This window comes from Bacillus sp. LBG-1-113 (assembly GCF_020708615.1).
GTDB classification, from domain to species: domain Bacteria; phylum Bacillota; class Bacilli; order Bacillales; family Bacillaceae; genus Bacillus; species Bacillus mojavensis.
Genome location: NZ_JAJFDG010000007.1, coordinates 100,488 through 119,064 on the forward strand (window position 1 = coordinate 100,488; position 18,577 = coordinate 119,064).

20 protein-coding genes are annotated in these 18,577 nt (G+C 45.2%); 13 read left to right on the plus strand and 7 right to left on the minus strand.

The window, feature by feature from the left end; genetic code table 11:
* Positions 1-194: 194 nt before the first annotated feature.
* The 6 genes from LJF29_RS16200 to tatC all read left to right on the plus strand — a co-directional run bounded on the left by LJF29_RS16200 (position 195) and on the right by tatC (position 4,497).
* A complete protein-coding gene (locus LJF29_RS16200; RefSeq protein ID WP_010332896.1) occupies positions 195-623 on the plus strand; it encodes a cell wall hydrolase in 429 nt (142 codons plus the stop codon).
* A gap of 95 nt (positions 624-718) precedes the next feature.
* Positions 719-1,450, plus strand: coding sequence for a vWA domain-containing protein (locus LJF29_RS16205; RefSeq protein WP_010332897.1), 732 nt, complete (start codon positions 719-721; stop codon positions 1,448-1,450).
* A gap of 78 nt (positions 1,451-1,528) precedes the next feature.
* A complete protein-coding gene (locus LJF29_RS21260) occupies positions 1,529-1,678 on the plus strand; it encodes a hypothetical protein (RefSeq protein ID WP_324255127.1) in 150 nt (49 codons plus the stop codon).
* A gap of 54 nt (positions 1,679-1,732) precedes the next feature.
* Positions 1,733-3,484, plus strand: coding sequence for an alkaline phosphatase PhoD (phoD, locus tag LJF29_RS16210; RefSeq protein WP_229149634.1), 1,752 nt, complete (start codon positions 1,733-1,735; stop codon positions 3,482-3,484).
* A gap of 13 nt (positions 3,485-3,497) precedes the next feature.
* Positions 3,498-3,710: a sec-independent protein translocase protein TatAD gene (gene tatAD / locus LJF29_RS16215; protein ID WP_010332899.1), complete on the plus strand. Its 213-nt coding sequence runs from the start codon at positions 3,498-3,500 to the stop codon at positions 3,708-3,710.
* A 61-nt stretch (positions 3,711-3,771) separates the two neighbouring features.
* Positions 3,772-4,497 (plus strand): twin-arginine translocase subunit TatC, encoded by a 726-nt coding sequence (gene tatC, locus LJF29_RS16220; RefSeq protein ID WP_010332900.1) that lies wholly within the window; start codon positions 3,772-3,774, stop codon positions 4,495-4,497.
* Here the strand turns inward: tatC and pcp are convergent.
* Entirely contained in the window at positions 4,494-5,141 is a 648-nt protein-coding gene (gene pcp / locus LJF29_RS16225) for a pyroglutamyl-peptidase I (RefSeq protein WP_168746858.1), read from the minus strand. The two genes, tatC and pcp, sit on opposite strands and share 4 nt — an antisense overlap.
* Positions 5,142-5,219: 78 nt before the next feature.
* On the opposite strand from pcp, the gene LJF29_RS16230 reads away from it, so the two are divergent.
* A complete protein-coding gene (locus LJF29_RS16230; RefSeq protein ID WP_229149635.1) occupies positions 5,220-6,335 on the plus strand; it encodes an aminotransferase class V-fold PLP-dependent enzyme in 1,116 nt (371 codons plus the stop codon).
* Between the two features lie 115 nt (positions 6,336-6,450).
* Here LJF29_RS16230 and lmr(B) read toward each other — a convergent pair whose 3' ends face one another.
* Both lmr(B) and LJF29_RS16240 read right to left on the minus strand, forming a co-directional pair.
* On the minus strand, positions 6,451-7,890 hold the full coding sequence (lmr(B), locus tag LJF29_RS16235; protein ID WP_081720880.1) for a lincomycin efflux MFS transporter Lmr(B): 1,440 nt from the start codon (positions 7,888-7,890) through the stop codon (positions 6,451-6,453).
* 57 nt (positions 7,891-7,947) lie between these two features.
* Complete coding sequence (locus LJF29_RS16240; RefSeq protein WP_229149636.1) at positions 7,948-8,514, minus strand: TetR/AcrR family transcriptional regulator; 567 nt, start codon at positions 8,512-8,514, stop codon at positions 7,948-7,950.
* Positions 8,515-8,731: 217 nt separating this feature from the next.
* Between LJF29_RS16240 and LJF29_RS16245 the strand changes: the two genes are divergently transcribed.
* Together LJF29_RS16245 and LJF29_RS16250 are read left to right on the plus strand one after the other, a co-directional pair.
* Entirely contained in the window at positions 8,732-9,865 is a 1,134-nt protein-coding gene (locus tag LJF29_RS16245) for a type II asparaginase (RefSeq protein WP_229149637.1), read from the plus strand.
* A gap of 170 nt (positions 9,866-10,035) precedes the next feature.
* Entirely contained in the window at positions 10,036-10,674 is a 639-nt protein-coding gene (locus tag LJF29_RS16250; RefSeq protein WP_229149638.1) for an esterase/lipase family protein, read from the plus strand.
* Between the two features lie 37 nt (positions 10,675-10,711).
* Here LJF29_RS16250 and LJF29_RS16255 read toward each other — a convergent pair whose 3' ends face one another.
* On the minus strand, positions 10,712-11,095 hold the full coding sequence (locus tag LJF29_RS16255) for an RDD family protein (RefSeq protein WP_229149640.1): 384 nt from the start codon (positions 11,093-11,095) through the stop codon (positions 10,712-10,714).
* Positions 11,096-11,331: 236 nt separating this feature from the next.
* Between LJF29_RS16255 and LJF29_RS16260 the strand changes: the two genes are divergently transcribed.
* The gene (locus LJF29_RS16260; RefSeq protein ID WP_229149641.1) at positions 11,332-12,411 is read left to right on the plus strand and encodes a helix-turn-helix domain-containing protein; all 1,080 of its coding nucleotides are present in this window, start codon (positions 11,332-11,334) and stop codon (positions 12,409-12,411) included.
* Positions 12,412-12,455: 44 nt separating this feature from the next.
* Here the strand turns inward: LJF29_RS16260 and LJF29_RS16265 are convergent, their stop codons facing one another.
* Both LJF29_RS16265 and LJF29_RS16270 read right to left on the minus strand, forming a co-directional pair.
* Entirely contained in the window at positions 12,456-13,412 is a 957-nt protein-coding gene (locus tag LJF29_RS16265; RefSeq protein WP_229149642.1) for a sensor histidine kinase, read from the minus strand.
* A 12-nt stretch (positions 13,413-13,424) separates the two neighbouring features.
* Positions 13,425-14,126: a LytR/AlgR family response regulator transcription factor gene (locus LJF29_RS16270; protein WP_229149643.1), complete on the minus strand. Its 702-nt coding sequence runs from the start codon at positions 14,124-14,126 to the stop codon at positions 13,425-13,427.
* 143 nt (positions 14,127-14,269) lie between these two features.
* On the opposite strand from LJF29_RS16270, the gene natA reads away from it, so the two are divergent.
* The 3 genes from natA to LJF29_RS16285 all read left to right on the plus strand — a co-directional run bounded on the left by natA (position 14,270) and on the right by LJF29_RS16285 (position 17,238).
* Positions 14,270-15,010 (plus strand): sodium ABC transporter ATP-binding protein NatA, encoded by a 741-nt coding sequence (gene natA / locus LJF29_RS16275; protein ID WP_010332911.1) that lies wholly within the window; start codon positions 14,270-14,272, stop codon positions 15,008-15,010.
* Positions 15,011-16,171 carry an ABC transporter permease gene (locus LJF29_RS16280; protein ID WP_229149645.1) on the plus strand — a complete coding sequence of 387 codons (1,161 nt, stop codon included), beginning with the start codon at positions 15,011-15,013 and terminating at the stop codon, positions 16,169-16,171.
* A 134-nt stretch (positions 16,172-16,305) separates the two neighbouring features.
* Positions 16,306-17,238, plus strand: coding sequence for an aldo/keto reductase (locus LJF29_RS16285; protein ID WP_168746866.1), 933 nt, complete (start codon positions 16,306-16,308; stop codon positions 17,236-17,238).
* Between the two features lie 37 nt (positions 17,239-17,275).
* On the opposite strand, the gene LJF29_RS16290 is transcribed toward LJF29_RS16285, so the two are convergent.
* Positions 17,276-18,340 (minus strand): DUF4352 domain-containing protein, encoded by a 1,065-nt coding sequence (locus LJF29_RS16290; RefSeq protein WP_229149653.1) that lies wholly within the window; start codon positions 18,338-18,340, stop codon positions 17,276-17,278.
* Between the last annotated feature and the right edge of the window lie 237 nt (positions 18,341-18,577).

Here is an 18,577-nt window from a genome sequence, read left to right on the forward strand (position 1 = left end):
ACAGGGGACTGGCCGGTCCGTGAAACCAGGGCTTTTATCGCAAGTTCCCTAACGCTCACCCGCCCGTTTTTTATCGCACTGATATTTGGCCTCTGTAGCAATTCCGAGAATAAATTTTAAAACTTCTCCTGTCCCTCCGTCATCACTCTTTGGGTATTGCAATATGATGAAAGGAGAAAAGGGGAGGTGACGTGATGGCGGTTGTGAGAGCAACAAGTGCTGATGTCAACTTGATGGCACGGCTGCTCAGAGCGGAAGCGGAAGGTGAAGGTAAGCAGGGGATGCTGCTTGTCGGCAATGTTGGGATTAATCGGCTGAGGGCCAATTGCTCTGATTTTAAAGGCCTCCGCACCATCAGGCAGATGATTTTTCAGCCGCATGCGTTTGAAGCGGTGACCCATGGATACTTTTATCAAAGACCTCGGGAAAGCGAGCGGGCCTTGGCGCGCCGGACGATAAACGGGGAGAGGTTCTGGCCGGCAAAATTCAGCCTGTGGTATTTCAAGCCGGGAGGAAACTGCCCGTCAACCTGGTATAACCAGCCGTTTGTAGCCAGATACAAGTCACATTGTTTTTATCAGCCGACGGCCGAAACATGTGAAAACGTATATAACACTTTTTAGGGGCAGGACGCCGTTCGCATTTGAACGGTGTTTTTTCTTTATTGGAAAATATTCCTGTGAGATAATCGTAGAAAAGAACTACAGGAGATGACAAAATGGCGACAATTGACCTGCAAAAGAAGAGCATAAAAATCGTACTGGAGAAAAAGCAGTTAACCAAGGTGACGGCTCGTGTCGGACTGGTGCTGGATATTACCGGTTCAATGAGAACGCTGTACAAAAACGGGACGGTTCAAAAAGTGGTGGAGCGGATTTTGGCTGTGGCTGATCAATTTGATGATAACGGCCTGCTGGATGTATGGGTTTATGATAATGAATTCTCACGGTTAAAGCCAGTCTCTGAAATCGATTTTTCAGGCTATGTTGATCGCGAAATTTTAAATAATGAGCTCTTGCATAAATTCGGGAGAAATGATGAGCCGCCGGTCATGAAGGATGTGTTACATAAATATGTTGTGGAAGAACCGAGTTCATATCCCGCTTTTATCGTTTTTATTAATGATGGCGGGTGTAAAAAAACGATCAAACCCATTATTGAAGCGGCCTCTGATAAACCGGTGTTTTGGCAGTTTGTCGGCATCGGTAACGGCAACTTCGATTTTCTTAATAAACTGGATACGCTAGAAGGACGTGTTGTTGATAACGCAAACTTCCTGCATATCGAAGACATTGAACGCATCTCTGATGATGAGCTTTATGATGCATTGCTTACTGAATTTCCATTTTGGCTGAAAGAAGTGAAGGAAAAAGGAATTTTAATAGAACAAGAGCCTGCTGCTGTAAAACCGGAAAGAAAGGGCTTTTTCAGCAGATTGTTTTCTAAATAACAGACAGCCTTCCCGAACACTGAGTGATTATGCAAAATCGCTCGGTGTTTTTGTTTTTTTAAGATCATGTGAAGAAAAATAGGTAAAAAGGGCGGCTTGCAAACGACAGGATTTGCAGAAAATACGCCGTTTTGCCAGCTATCGGCATGTTTCGGCGAAAGGGCTGTGAAGGAAGTCCTGTTTCCCATGTTCAGTGCTTACAAACCGTTCACACTTCTTCACAGCTAATTAACAATAGTTTCCTATAATGAAAGCGATCAATGAGAAGAGAGGGGATCTGGAATGGCATATGACAGTCGTTTTGACGAATGGGTAAAGAAATTGAAAGACGAAAGCTTTCAGAACAATACGTTTGACCGCCGCAAATTTATTCAGGGGGCTGGAAAAATTGCGGGGCTTTCTCTTGGGTTAACCATTGCTCAGTCAGTCGGAGCATTTGAAGTAAATGCTGCACCTAAGTTCTCTAGTTATCCGTTTACGCTCGGCGTTGCTTCAGGAGATCCGCTTTCTGACAGCGTTGTGCTCTGGACGCGTTTGGCGCCAGATCCGCTGAACGGCGGGGGGATGCCGAACCAGGCTGTGCCTGTCAAATGGGAAGTGGCAAAGGATGAGCACTTCCGCAAGATCGTAAGAAAGGGCACTGAAATGGCCAAACCGAGCCTCGCTCATTCTGTTCACGTGGAAGCGGACGGGCTTGAGCCGAACAAAGTGTACTATTACCGATTCAAAACCGGACATGAGCTAAGTCCTGTCGGAAAAACAAAAACACTGCCCGCCCCTGGTGCCAATGTGCCGAAAATGACCTTTGCCTTCGCTTCCTGCCAGCAATATGAGCATGGCTATTATACAGCCTACAAGCATATGGCGAAGGAAAAGCTGGACCTTGTCTTCCATCTTGGTGATTACATATATGAGTACGGGCCAAATGAATATGTATCGAAAACAGGCAATGTCCGTACACACAACAGCGCAGAAATCATTACGCTGCAGGACTATCGAAACCGCCATGCCCAATACCGTTCAGACGCTAATTTAAAAGCGGCGCATGCGGCGTTTCCGTGGGTTGTCACGTGGGACGACCATGAAGTTGAAAATAACTATGCCAATAAAATCCCGGAAAAAGGGCAGTCGGTTGATGCGTTTGTACTGCGCCGTGCGGCGGCGTATCAGGCTTATTATGAGCATATGCCGCTCCGCATCTCCTCTCTGCCAAATGGTCCGGATATGCAGCTGTACCGCCACTTTACGTACGGAAATCTGGCATCATTTAATGTGCTGGATACACGCCAATACAGAGATGACCAAGCCAATAACGATGGCAATAAGCCGCCATCTGATGAATCGCTCAATCCGAATCGGACCCTGTTAGGAAAAGAACAGGAGCAGTGGCTTTTCAACAATTTGAACAGCTCGACTGCATATTGGAATGTGCTGGCACAGCAAATCTTCTTTGCAAAGTGGAATTTCGGGACAAGCTCAAGCCCGATCTACAGCATGGATTCATGGGACGGTTATCCGGCTCAGCGCGAACGGGTCGTCAATTACATTAAAAGCAAAAATTTAAATAATGTTGTCGTGCTGACAGGAGATGTACACGCAAGCTGGGCATCGAATCTGCATGTCGATTTTAATAAAACAAGCTCGAAAATTTTCGGGGCTGAATTTGTCGGCACCTCCATCACATCCGGAGGAAACGGAGCGGATAAGCGGGCGGATACCGATCAAATTTTAAAGGAAAATCCACATATCAAGTTCTTTAACGATTACCGCGGATATGTCCGCTGTACAGTGACGCCTTCCCAGTGGAAAGCTGATTATCGGGTAATGCCATTTGTGACAGAGCCGGGAGCAGCCATTTCCACACGGGCTTCATTCGTCTATCAAAAAGACCAAACCGGATTGAGAAAGGTATCCTCGACAATGGTTCAAGGCGGAGTGAAACAATCCAATGAAGTCGAAGAGGATCGTTTCTTTGAGCACAACAAAGCCCATGAAAAACAAATGATCAAAAAGCGGGCAAAAATTACGCATTAAGGAGTGATACATGATGTTTTCAAATATTGGAATACCCGGCTTGATTCTGATCTTTGTCATCGCCCTCATTATCTTTGGCCCTTCAAAGCTTCCTGAAATCGGGCGAGCCGCCGGTCGGACTCTGCTGGAATTCAAAAGCGCCACAAAATCACTTGTGTCTGGTGATGAAAAAGAAGAAAAATCAGCTGAGCTGTCAGCGGTCAAGCAGGACAAAAACGCAGGCTGAGTGCTGATGAGGCAGACGCATGGTCTGCCTCTTTTTCTCATGAAAGGGAGGGCTTTTTTATATGGATAAAAAAGAAACTCATCTGATCGGACATTTAGAAGAGCTTCGCCGTCGGATTATTTTCACACTTGCGGCTTTTCTTCTGTTTTTAATTACGGCTTTTTTGTTTGTGGAGGACATTTATGATTGGCTGATCAGAGATTTTGACGGAAAATTAGCTGTTCTCGGACCGAGTGAAATTCTCTGGGTATATATGATGCTTGCCGGCATTTGTGCGATTGCCGCCTCCATCCCCGTTGCCGCCTATCAGCTTTGGCGTTTTGTAGCGCCGGCGCTGACAAACACGGAGCGAAAAGTGACACTGATGTACATACCGGGATTATTCGCCCTGTTTCTGGCCGGCATCTCGTTCGGGTATTTTGTGTTGTTTCCGATCGTTCTCGGCTTTTTGACCCATTTGTCTGCCGGACACTTTGAAACGATGTTTACCGCTGACCGCTATTTCAGGTTTATGGTGAATTTGAGCCTGCCGTTTGGTTTTCTGTTTGAAATGCCGCTCGTGGTGATGTTTTTGACGAGGTTAGGCATCTTAAATCCATACCGGCTGGCCAAAGCGAGAAAGCTGTCCTATTTTCTGCTGATCGTGGTGTCCATATTGATTACCCCGCCAGACTTTATCTCTGATTTTCTCGTCATGATTCCGCTGCTTGTCCTGTTTGAAGTGAGCGTCACACTATCAGCGTTTGTATACAAAAAGAGACTGACCAGTGAAGCGGCCGCCGCTTAGTGCAGCGCGCCGCCGGGTGACTTCGTATCCTGATCATATTGTGCGGCCGTAACAGCGGCGATCCTCAATGCTTTGACGATCATGTCCAGGCTGAGGCTCGGCGCTGTTTTGTCGATTGTTTGCTCCGGAATGTACGGAATGTGGATAAACCCGCCGTGAATGTGCGGAGACATACGGTGAATGTGATCCATTAACCCGTAGAACAGATAGTTGCATACAAATGTGCCGGCCGTATAGGAAACAGCTGCCGGAATGCCGTTTTCCTTCATTTGAGATGTGATGCGTTTAATCGGAAGTCCTGTCCAGTAAGCAGCAGGCCCGCCGGGAACAATCTCCTCATCAATCGGCTGGCTTCCTTCATTATCCGGGATACGCGCGTCTGCAAGATTGATCGCGACCCGTTCCGGTGTTACCTGCATCCGGCCTCCGGCTTGCCCGACGCAGATCACGATGTCCGGCTGATGCTTATGAATTGATTGCCGCAAAGTGTCGAGAGCGGTTCTGAACACAGTTGGAATTTGTTCCGAAGCGATGATCACCTGATCCGTTTCAAAGCCATTCAGCTGTTTCACCGCTTCCCACGATGGATTGACAGTTTCCTGATCAAAAGGATCAAAACCTGTGAAAAGCACTTTTTTTCTCATGGTTACCATCTCCTTTTCTATTATTCTATTGTTTATTTCTGGATTTTTCATCAAAATAATAAAAAGGAGTGAATCAGAATGGAACTTTTGCCGCAGCAGTACCGACATCTGTTCCCAACCGTGCAGAGCCGCATCATGCTTGCCAGCTGCTCACAGAGCGCGTTGGCAGAGCCGGTGTCAAAGGCGATACAAGATTATCATGACAGCTTGCTGCATAGGGGGACGAACTGGAATGAAGCGATTGACAAGACAGAGAGCGCCAGAAACGAGTTTGCGAGGCTGATAGGTGCTGAGCCGGATGAGATTGCGATTGTGCCTTCAGTTTCTGATGCGCTGATTTCCGTGGCATCATCCTTGTCTGCTGTTAAAAAGAAACATGTTGTATATACGGAGATGGATTTTCCGGCGGTGTCTCATATTTGGCAGGCGCAATCTGATTATAATGTATCTGTGATCCCTTCAATAGACGGAGAGCTGCCGCTCGAACAATATGAAACATATATCACGGAAGAGACGGTGCTGACCTGTGTTCCGCACGTTCATTACCGTGACGGCTGCATTCAGGATATAAAAGCCATCGCTGCCATCACCAAGAGAAAGGGATCGATGTTATTTGTGGATGCTTATCAATCTGCAGGGCATATTCCCATTGATGTGAAGGAATGGGGCATTGATATGCTGGCGGCAGGCACCAGAAAGTATATGCTCGGCATACCGGGCATGGCGTTTCTTTATGTGAGGAAAGAGCTGGCGAATGAGCTGAAGCCAAAAGCATCTGCTTGGTTCGGGCGGGAAAACGGGTTTGGGGTGTCGTCTTATGCAGAAGGCGCGAGGCGTTTTCAAACAGGAACCCCTGCTTTTATTAGCGTGTATGCAGCAGCTGCGGCTTTATCGCTGTTGAATCAGATCGGAATGTCCCGTATCCGCGATCATATAAAAGCCGTGATTGCCGATGCGTGTCAATATGCTGCTGAAAAAGGGCTGAAGCTTGAGGGGGCACCATCAGGACAGCAGCCGGGCATGGTTTCCATTCGGGATGAACGGGCATCGGAAACGGCGGCGTTACTAAAAAAGAAAAACGTGATTTGCGCTCCGCGGGACAATGTCATCCGTCTCGCTCCTCACTTTTACAATACGAAGGGCGAACTGCGTTATGCGATTGATGAATTGGCTGCGATTTTATCCGCGCGTTAAAAGCGATCACCTAAAAATAGTTGTTCACCTCCTTCGGCGCCGCTCGCGTCTTGCTTGAGTGTGTTGTCCGATATAGGCATAAAAAACCCCCTGACCTCAAGATCAGGGGGTTTTCTTATTGATCAACCTTTACTCGCTTCAAAAAGAAAGCGGCAATTAATCCGATAATCGCAACAATCATCGCAAAGACAAACGCATGCTGAACGCCTGCTGTCAACGCCTGCGGAATGACTGCTGGATCGGCTGGATTTTTTACGCTGCTCATGTAGTCATGCTGACCGGCAGCCATGATGCTGACCGCAACCGCTGTCCCGATCGCGCCCGCCATTTGCTGAAGTGTGTTCATAATGGCAGTGCCGTCGGGATAAAACTCACGCGGAAGCTGGTTTAAACCGTTTGTCTGAGCAGGCATCATAATCATGGAGATCCCGATCATCAAGCAGGTATGCAGCACGATAATCAGCACTGCTGTGGAAGCTGTCGTGAGATTTGAGAAGAGCCACAGAACAATAGTGACAATCAAAAATCCCGGAATAACAAGCCACTTAGGTCCGTATTTATCAAACAGACGGCCTGTGACAGGTGACATAAATCCGTTTAAAATACCGCCCGGCAAGAGAATAAGTCCTGAGGCAAATGCTGTTAGGACTAAGCCGCCTTGTAAGTACATCGGCAGAAGCAGCATGGATGACAGGATGACCATCATGCAAATAAAGACCATAATGACACCCAAAATAAACATCGGGTATCTGAACGCACGCAGGTTCATCATCGGCTGCTTCATCGTAAGCTGACGGATTGAAAATAGAATAAGGGCGATAACACCGACAATAAGTGAAACGATCACAGTCGGGCTGGACCATCCGCCAGAACCTTCACCCGCGTTGCTGAATCCAAACACAATGCCGCCGAAACCGATCGTCGACAGAATAATAGACAGGACATCAATTTTCGGTTTTGTGATGTCAGACACATTTTGCATGTACAGGATACCGAAAATGAGCGCAAGCACAAGGAACGGGAGAGAGATCCAGAAAATCCAGTGCCAGTTAAGGTGCTCAAGAACCAACCCGGAAAATGTAGGGCCGATTGCCGGCGCAAACATAATGACAAGTCCGATTGTTCCCATAGCCGCTCCCCGTTTATGAGGCGGAAAAATCACCAAAATCGTATTAAACATGAGCGGTAATAGGAGTCCCGTTCCAAGTGCCTGAACGATTCTCGCCGCTAATAAAAATGAAAAGCTAGGCGCAAGCGCCGCAATCAGGGTGCCTATGATTGAAAAGATCAGTGACACAGTAAAAAGCTGTCTTGTTGTAAACCACTGCAATAGCAGACCTGAAACAGGAACAAGAATACCGAGGACAAGCAAATAGCCTGTTGTTAACCATTGAACGGTTGCCGCTGTAATGTGTAACTCCTTCATAAGGTCAGTTAACGCAATATTCAGCGCTGTTTCACTGAACATGCCGATAAAACCGGCCGTCAGCAAAGATATCATAATGGGCATCACTTTATATTGCTGAGATGCTTTAGCTGCTGTTTCCAAATGTATTTCTCCTCTCATTCATCTGAATGTATTCATTCAGCTTGTAGTAGTATGTCTCTTTATTTATTTCTTCAACAGAGCTGGAATGCGGCTGGAGATATGAAGAAGCGGTGTGCTGTCTTTTGCTGTTAATGATAAAAGAATGCCGCCTTCAATCATGGCGTTAATGACGATGCCTGCTTCCTTGGCATGGTTCTCGCTGTAACCTGATAGCTGCAATTTTTCCTCAAACACAAGGGACCACGCTTTGTAGGCTTCATCACAGGCTTTTCGCAAAGACTCGCTTTTCAATGATGTCTCTGCTGCAAGCAAGCCGACGGGCAGGCCTTCAATGTCCTCTGTGCATGAGAATTGACAGGAGAGCTCCTTCAAAAAGGCTTGAATGCCTTCCGCGGGATCAGGGCTCACGTCCAGGCAGTCTGTGATTTTTTGGCGGATGTATTCCTTCATTTCATTCACGGCTTCAATTGCCAGCTGTTCTTTACCGCCGGGAAAGTGGTAGTAAAGAGAGCCTTTAGGTGCACCGCTTTCTTTAATAATCTGGTTCAGTCCCGTTCCGTAATACCCCTGCAGCTGAAAAAGCCGGGTAGCTGCAGAAAGGATTTTCTCACGAGCATCTCCATAGCTCATAACATTCCCACCTTACTGAATTGCTATCATAAAATATAGTGACTGGTCTATTATCATGATTCACCCATCGAATGTCAAGATAAAGAAACTCGAATAAGAAAATAAAATAAGTATATAAAAAAGCTGAGAGATAACCTGACGCACATTTTGACTGAATAAATGAAATATTCAATTATTAAAAGGCGTAGAGACGTTACCTTCCAAAGGAGAGAAAAACATGAAAACACAACGATTCCTCTTACTGATCCTTTTTACCGCACTATTGCTTGTTTTTACCGGATGCTCACAATCTCCTGAAGCAAAAGAATCTCCAAAAGAAAAAACGCAGACACAAAAAGTTTCTTCAGCTTCTGCTTCCAAAAAGAATGACCTTCCAACTATTAAAATACTGGCGACAGGAGGTACGATTGCCGGAGCCAATAAATCAAAAACCTCTACAACTGAATATAAAGCAGGTGTCGTTGGCGTTGAGTCTCTGATCGAAGCGGTGCCAGAGATGAAGGACATCGCGAATGTCAGCGGCGAGCAAGTGGTTAATGTCGGAAGCACAAACATTGATAACAAAACATTGCTGAAGCTCGGAAAAAGAGTCAGCAAACTGCTTTCTTCAAAAGATGTCGACGGTATTGTTGTGACCCACGGAACAGATACATTAGAAGAAACGGCTTATTTTCTGAATCTCACTGTAAAAAGTGATAAACCGATTGTTGTTGTCGGTTCGATGAGGCCGTCCACAGCCATCAGTGCTGATGGCTCGTCCAACTTGTACAACGCAGTTAAAGTGGCCGGCGCACAAGAGGCAAAAGGGAAAGGGACGCTCGTCGTTCTCAATGACCGCATTGCTTCAGCACGGTATGTTACAAAAACCAACACAACCGCAACAGATACCTTTAAATCAGAAGAAATGGGATACATCGGAACGATTGCCGATGACATTTATTTTCATAATGAAATCACACGCAAGCATACAAAGGATTCGGAGTTCTCCATTTCCAGCCTTGATAAACTGCCGCAAGTAGACATTCTGTACGGCTACCAAAATGACGGAAGCTATCTGTTTGATGCGGCTGTAAAGGCTGGCGCAAAAGGTATAGTCTTCGCGGGATCAGGCAACGGATCTTTATCTAACGCAGCCGAAAAGGGGGCAGTCAGAGCGGTTAAAAAAGGCGTCACAGTGGTTCGCTCAACCCGTACGGGAAATGGTGTCGTCACATCGAACGGCGACTATGTGAAAAACGACCTTTTGGCATCAAACTCCTTAAATCCGCAAAAAGCCCGGATATTGTTAATGCTCGCGCTCACCAAAACAGATGATCCTAGGAAAATCCAAGACTATTTTAATGAATATTAAAGAAAAGAAGGCGGAAAAGCCTTCTTTTCGTGCGTTTTCGGGATCAAAATAGCCTGAAATGTTCTCTCAACCTTAAAATTTCTTTAAAAATAAGTCAAATTTACCCTTTACTTAATTAATTTGGCAAAGTATTATAATTTAAGAATTTGTTACAAAAAAAGGAGGAAATTATGAAACTTTTAAGAGGTAAGATCATTGCACTTGTAACAATTGTTGTGCTGTCAGTTACATCCATGTTTGCGATGCAGCCGTCAGCGAAAGCCGCTGAACATAATCCGGTGGTAATGGTTCATGGAATTGGCGGAGCTTCTTTTAACTTTGCCGGTATTAAAACTTATTTGGTATCACAGGGCTGGTCACGGGACAAGCTTTATGCTGTAGATTTTTGGGACAAGACAGGAAATAACTTAAACAACGGTCCAGTATTATCGCGTTTTGTGCAAAAGGTATTAGATGAAACCGGTGCGAAAAAAGTGGATATTGTCGCTCACAGCATGGGCGGCGCTAACACGCTTTACTACATAAAAAATTTGGATGGCGGTAATAAAATTGAAAACGTCGTAACACTTGGCGGCGCGAATCGTCTTGTGACAGGCAAGGCGCTTCCAGGTACAGATCCCAACCAAAAGATCTTGTACACATCCGTTTACAGTAGTGCTGATATGATTGTTATGAATTACTTATCAAAATTAGACGGGGCTAAAAATGTTCAAATTCATGGTGTCGGACATATCGGCCTTCTGTACAGCAGCCAAGTCAACAGCCTGATTAAAGAAGGGCTGAACGGCGGCGGACAAAATACGAACTAATGAGAAACATAACCTTGAAGAATCCTATTCTTCAAGGTTATTCTGCTTTCAGCACAATTGTTTTCGCAGCCATATCATGAACGGCTTGTTTTTTCTTCGTAAATGCGGCTGTTAAATAGATCAGGCGGGAAAACACATGCACCCACGCTATCATGTAACGGACAATAGCCTGAGGGAGGGAGATTTTCTCGTGTGTTTCGTCTCTTACAATTTGCAGCCCGATGATTTTTTTGCCCAGCGTACCCTTCCAATTTGTCAGCGGCATCAGCAAAGGATACACAAGCAGCATCAATATGGCGGCAGCGATGACGCCAGCGGACCCGTCGCCAAACATAAATCCGGATGCTAAAATCACTGCGGCCGCAATGATCACGTCAAGCACAAGAGCGCAGGCGCGCAGCATAAAACCAGCTAGTTCCAACATAAACACTTCCTTAAAAATTTTAGATAAACACCTAATGATTGTAAAAAAGAAGGGCCTAAAGCGGGAATAGGTTATAAGTCTTAAATCACAAAAGTTGATGGAAAAGTCATAGGTAAATTTACATCATGAACCAGGCTGTCACATTACCAAATTCTTTTTTAGCCCGAAACCAAGCCCTCAGAAGTTATTTTTGTTAAAATAGAAAAGTTACAACAGAATTCGGAGGGTTTATTGTGGGAAAAGTGAAAAGAAATGCCCCTTGCCCATGCGGCAGCGGTAAGAAATATAAAAAATGCTGCGGAAATAAAGTTGTCGACTTCCCGACAGAATTAGCGGCAAAAGAAGCAAAACAAATTCAGGAAGACTTAGTGGAGTATGCCTTCACAGTACATAGAGAAAGCATTTCGGGTTTTATCAACCAGCATGATTTTCTTTCTACTATGGACAGGCAGACAAAGGACATCAGTGTATTTAATTTGGGAATCTGGGGAATCTTCTTCCACCCGCTCGCTGGTGACAAAACGATCTTTGAAGAGTACCTTCAGAGAAAAGGCGATTCGATCACCCGCCCGAAAACACGTGAGATCGTTGAATCCTGGAAGAGCATGACGCCTGCTTTATTGCTGCTGAAGGATATGAAAGAAGCAGTCATTCATTTTGAAGATGTCATTACGAAAAAGCAATTCGATGTGGAAATGGACGTCACGAATCAAGACCTCCCGCCAGTAGGAAGCTTGATTCTCGGCTATCCGATCCATGCAGCCGAAAAAGCGGAATTCTTTATGCAGTTCACAATCTTCCCAGTGAAGAGAACGGAAGAGCTGATCAGCAAGGTGAAGACATATGCGGATGCTGCAGTGAAAAACGGCAAAACGCCGGAGGACTTCATGAAGCAGGAGTTCAACAACGTACTTTTCGCGCTGTTAGCTGAAAAAGATGAACAGCCGCAGCAAGCGGAGGCTGTTCAAGAAAGCAACGTTGAGTGGGCAAACGACATGGAGAAAGAAACAGCCGCGGCGATTGAAAAAGGCATGAGCGGAGATGAATATCCGCATGAACTGATTCCGGCAGTCATTGACATTTGGAAATCGTTTTGCGAGAAAAAGTCACCTGTCATCAGAAAGCCGGAAGCTTTTGCGGCGGCAGTTGAATATTATGTGAATGCAATCTCTCTTAACGGGGCTACCGTTTCCCAAGCTAAACTAGCGAAAAAATACGGCGTAAGCGCATCAACAATTTCAAGCCGCTACAAAGAAATTGAAAGCACGCTCCAGGATGAAGCCGATCGCTTTGCACAATCATTAACATCGTAATGACGAAACAAAAAACCTTGAAAAGCCAAGCTTTTCAAGGTTTTTTATTTTTGGAACGGAATTTTGATTTCTAATCGGAAGACAGGATGGCGATATGTAAAATCAAGCTTGCCAAAAGCTTGATTCACCAGCTTTTGGATCACATAAGTGCCCATTCCTTCATGAGTGCCGCTCTTCGTCGTATGGCCGAATGACTGAAACAGTGTATCGAGCACTTTCGGTTCCATGCCGGGTGTTGTATTTTCACAAATCAGCACATAAAGCCCGCTTCGCAGTGATGTCTCCAGCTTGATCTCCGCTTTCTCAGGGGCCTCTGCGGCGCTGTCGAGCGCATTTTCTAATAGGTTGCCGGCCAGGCTGACCTGATCAGCGGGAGAGAAAGGGAGGGAAGAAAGCGGCGTATGCAAATGCAGTGAAACGTTCACATTCGAAGCTTTTGCTTTTTCCAGAAAGTCATACAGCACTCCTGCAAGGTACGCATTCTCTCCTTTTAAAAAACGGTCATATTGACTGTACTGGTCTTCCCAATGGTTTATGTATGTTTGTGTGTCCGGCTCTGACTGCGCCGAGCTGAGCGCTGTGATATGCTTCATTGTATCGTGATTCCGGCTCCTGACATCCATCAGCATTCGATTGGCGTGCTGTTCAGCCTGAGTCAGCCGATCGATTTGTTCATAAAGCTTTGTCAGCGAGCGGCACAGCCCGATGCGGAGCCATTCACCTGCCGCGAATATCATCATTACAAGCAGCACCGCCAATCCAGAAGCGACGATCAGCAAAAACACCGCCGACAGAATGTGAATCACGGCGATACATAAATAGAGCTGAAGGGGACAGCGATCCTGCATAGGCTTCGTTTTCCATATGTATAAAACCGCTGCCGCCGCCCCTAAAGCAGCGGCGAGCCAAGAAACGGATGTGCTGTGTGAAAGAATGGACGCCGACTTATAAAATATGAAACTGAATAAAAACAAATAAAGACATTGAAACAGAGTCATCACAACCTGCGCTCCTCAAAAATAATAGTTTTGAAAATAATCAAGCTGCTGCTTGGTGATCATCGCTTTTTTAGATGTTCCCTCAAACGAAACCGTAAACGAATGCTTCGTATAAGCGGAAAAGTGTTTAATGTAATGAATGTTGATAATAAAGGAGCGGTGCGAACGAAGAAAATCCTTCTCCGACAAATCGCCTTTAATATCGTTCAATGTTTGATATGTTTGCACTTCTTCAGATGTTGTCACAATCGTCGTTGACCGTCCTGTGCGTTCGGCGAAAATAATATCCTTCTTTTGCAGCACATGCATTTTAGATTTTTGTTTAATCAAAATCCGCCCGTTCAAGCTCGTTTCCGTTTTCTTTTTGAAATAACGTTCGAAGGAGGAGCTGAGACGATCGGCGTGGTACGGCTTCATAATATAGTCGTGGACGTTCAGATCAAAAGCGTGAACCGCATAGCCGCTATTGCCGGTGACGAAAATCACATCCACATCCAGCGAATGAGATCTGATTAAATCCGCCAGCTCGTAGCCTGACATGTGAGGCATCTCAATATCGGCAAGCAGAAGATCGATGTCCTCGTTCTTCACCCGGCTGTAAGCTTCCTCAGCCGAATCGGTGGCAAAGACAATTTCGACATCCTGCATTCTGGACACGATTGCTTCCAGCTTCTCTAAATCTACTCGATAATCATCGACTAGTCCGACTTTTACCATTATCATTCCCCTAGTTAGATAGAATCATCTTTATTTTATCCCATTTCGCGACATAAAAAGAACTCTTCGCGACAACTTTATCCAACAAATCAACCTTTTCGTATATAGTCATTACTAGAAATAACAAAAAGGGAGATTGTGACATGATTACACTGACGGATTGCAGCCGCAGGTTTACAGATAAGAAAAAAGTAGTCAAAGCTGTGCGTGATGTAAGCTTAACAATTCAAAAAGGAGAAGTCGTCGGCATTCTCGGAGAAAACGGAGCCGGCAAAACAACGTTGCTGAGAATGGTCGCGACCCTGCTTGAACCGACACAGGGCACGATCACAGTGGACGGCTTTGACACGGCCAAGCAGCCGGCCGAGGTCAAGAAACGAATCGGTGTCTTATTCGGAGGAGAAACAGGACTCTATGACCGGATGACGGCAAAAGAAAATTTACAGTACTTTGGCCGGCTGTACGGGCTGAACCGCCATGAAATCAAAGCGAGAATTGAGGATTTATCAAAACGGTTCGGCATGCGTGATTATATGGACCGAAGAGTGGGCGGGTTTTCAAAAGGAATGAGGCAGAAGGTCGCCATTGCCAGGGCGCTGATTCACGATCCGGATATCATTTTATTTGACGAGCCGACGACAGGACTAGATATTACGTCAAGCAACATCTTCCGTGAATTTATTCAGCAGCTGAAAAGAGAACACAAAACCATCCTGTTCTCCAGCCACATTATGGAGGAGGTTCAGGCGCTCTGTGACAGTGTCATTATGATGCACAGCGGAGAGGTCATTTACAGAGGAGCACTTGAAACACTATACGAGAGTGAACGCAGTGACGATTTGAACTACATCTTTATGTCTAAGCTGGTCAGGGGGATTTCATAAATGGTAGGACAGGTTTATAAAAAAGAGATGATCGACGCTTTACGGGACAGAAAAACAATTTTACTGACGATCTTAGTTCCGATGATTACGATGCTGGGCCTTGTGTTTTTCTACGAAAGCATGCTTTCGGACAAAGGGGAGCAGTACACGATTGCTGTCGGCCACTCCCTGCCTTCAGAGCTGGAAAACAAGCTGAATGCGATTGAGGAAATCAGTGTAAAGACATTCGCAAAACCTGAACAGGCGGTCGATGACGGGAAAGCGGATGTGTATCTGAACATCCCGAAAGAGTTTGATTCTTATATCACCAGTATGACAACTTTTAAGGTTGACGTTTACGGCAGCTCGGTCGATCAAGGGTCATCAAATGCTATGCAGCTTGTGCAATCTGCCTTAGAGCAGTACAAAAATGAAATTGTGCAAAAACGTTTAACGAGTAAACATATTGACCATTCGGTGATCCAGCCGTTTTCAGTTCAACAAAAAGAAGCAGATGAAGAGCAAGGCGTTTCTGCGATCATGCTTTCTGCCATTCTTCCGATGCTGCTTCTAACATCAATCGTTTCCGGTGCCATGCCGATCGCTCTTGATATTATTGCCGGAGAAAAGGACCGGAAATCCATAGAAGCGCTGCTGCTGACACCGGTCTGCAGAAACAAAGTGTTAATCGGCAAGTGGCTTGCGGTTTCTACCTTCGGAATAGCCTCTGGCGTATTATCACTGATCTTTTTAATTCTGTGCACCGTCTTATTTACGGAAAAGTTAAGAACAGCCTTTCAGCTGGGAGATCACTTATGGGTCATTATCGGAGCCTCAGCCTTGATCATCGTGCTTTCTGCCATGCTGATCGCCGCAATGGAGCTTTTGATCAGCATCATTTCCGGCACGGTAAAAGAAGCGCAGAGCTATATGTCTCTTGTCGTCTTTCTGCCTATATTCCCGATGTTTTTCATCTTCAATAAGGCGCCGAATCAAATCGATCTATCTTACTTTTTCATCCCGTTCCTAAACCTGCACGCCTTATTTAAACAGCTATTATTCGGGATGATAAATCCGGCTGCCATTCTATATACGTGCGGAACCATCGTCGTGCTCATCGCCATTTTCTTTTTACTGGCCAGAGCCTGCTTCTTAAAAGACAAATGGGTTTTGCCAAAATAAACTTGCAAAAGGAGAAATACACTTTCTCCTTTTTGTGTATGCTGAAAAAAGAAGGAAAATAGAAAAAGGATATCTAATACAAAAAGTGGAACCTGCGCTATTTTTCATCAAATCATTTCGGAAGGAGAAGGGACATGGATCAAACACGTGCACTTGGGAAAACGAATTTACAGGTGAAACGGATCGGATTCGGCGCAAATGCGGTCGGCGGGCATAATCTGTTTCCGAATCTGAATGATGAAACTGGCAAGGACTTGGTTCGCACGGCTTTGGACGGCGGCGTGAACTTTATCGATACCGCCTTTATATATGGATTAGGGCGATCCGAAGAATTAATCGGTGAGGTCGTTCAGGAACGCGGTGTCCGGGATCAGCTCATGATCGCCTCTAAAGGAGCCCATAAAGAAGGAAACGGCCGCATTGAATTAGACAACAGCCGGGACTTTCTTCGCGGCGAGGTGGAAAAGAGCCTGAAGCGGCTGAAGACAGATTACATCGATCTGTATTATGTTCATTTTCCGGATGGCAAGACACCTCTTGCGGAAGTCGCGGGCACGCTGAAGGAACTGAAGGATGAAGGGAAAATCAAAGCGATTGGAGCCTCGAACCTCAATTATCAGCAATTGCAGGAATTTAATGCGGACGGCTACTTGGAGGTCTTTCAGTCAGAATACTCTTTAATTCAGCGTGATGCTGAGAAGGAGCTGCTCCCATACTGTGAAAAACACGGAATTTCTTTTATTCCGTATTTCCCGCTCGCATCCGGGCTGCTGACCGGAAAGTTTACAAAAGATGATGCCTTTGACGACAATCGAAAGAACAACCCGCAATTCCAGGGAGAAACCTTTATTCAAAACCTGAAAAAAGTAGACAAGCTCAAAGCGGTAGCTGAAGAAAAGAAAGCAGAGACGGCTCATGTCGCCTTGGCGTGGCTGTTAACGAGACCGGCTGTAGACGCCATCATTCCAGGTGCTAAGCGCCCGGAACAGCTGAAGGATAACCTGAAAACCTTAGATGTTGAACTGACGGATGATGAAGCAGATTTCATCAGCGGGATTTTTAAATAAAAAAGGAAATAGCCCTGAGGCTATTTCCTTTTGATGTTTATTCTTTAATGAATGCTTCAACTAATTCTGCTGCTCTGTAATCGTCCATATCAAGCTGCCACTGGTCGATGTCATTTTTCTTCATTTTCACTTCAACCGTTTTTTCACTTGAAGCCGGGCCAAGCTTTTTGAACTCTTCTGGATAGACTTGAAGCGCATATTTTACAGCATCTTCATAGCTCGCACCTGAATTCTTGCTGTAGTAGTCTTTCATTCTGTCCTCGATGCGGTCGGAGAGAGAAGAAGCGTCGACTGGTTTAATTGTAGCTTCTACAATGGCTTCATCTTTTGAGATGGAAGTTGTTTTCGCTTGAATCGATGAGTTTTTGCTTAATCCTGCTTTAATGCCGTTCACGATATTATCAAGCGCTTTGCTGTCCGCATATGTGCTTGAAAGGCCTGAAGCTGAGAGGTAGCCGTCTTTTGCGGACTCGTTAAAGTCGTTCACAATCTCATTTTTGTTCGCGCCGGTGATTTTTTCGAAATCTTTGTTATCTTTACCGAAAAGAAGGACATCTATATAAGCCGATAAAGCTTTCGCAGAGTCTTGGAGCTGATCTGCTGTCGCAAGGATTTTTTTGTCTTTTCCGTCAATATTGAATGTAACTGATTTTGGCTTCTTATCACCGTAAGATTCCGGCGTGTAATTCAGCTCGTATTTTTCGCCTTTATCTACAACGAAGAAAAGATTTCCTTCAACTGATTTGTCAGCGTTAATCGTGCTGCCCTGCAGCTTTTCGTTATAGTCTTCAGGATCTGTGTCAGACATTTTGGTATCACCTTGATACAAAGTGAAATCCATATGGTCTACATTAAGCGGATCTTTCCCTGTGTTTTTCACAGCGACATTTACCTTTAACACGAGCTGATCATCTGAAGTTGACTTATCATACTGAGACGGAAGTGTATAAGAGACATCTTTGATCTTAACTTGAGCTGTATCTGCGCTTTTTTCTGTTTCTGAACTTTTCTTCTCCGCGCTTGTTTTACTTCCGGAACAAGCAGCTGTAAACAGCATCAGCAGGAGAACAAGGAAAACAGCGTACGTTTTTTTCTGAAACATTCATTTTTCCTCCTCAAATGGTTTTGGGAAAGGGGAGTCTTTTGTCTTTGAGAATTGAATCTTTTTGAATGGATTGACATGATGCAGCCAAAAAAATCGGTTCTTTTCTCATGGTTTTACCCAGATTTCTGGAAACTCCGTCCTTCTTTGCGATTGATGACCTATAAAAAGTTGCAACGGAATTAATTTTAAGATTATTAGCTTTTATATTGAATAGGTTCATCTTACTATTTTTGG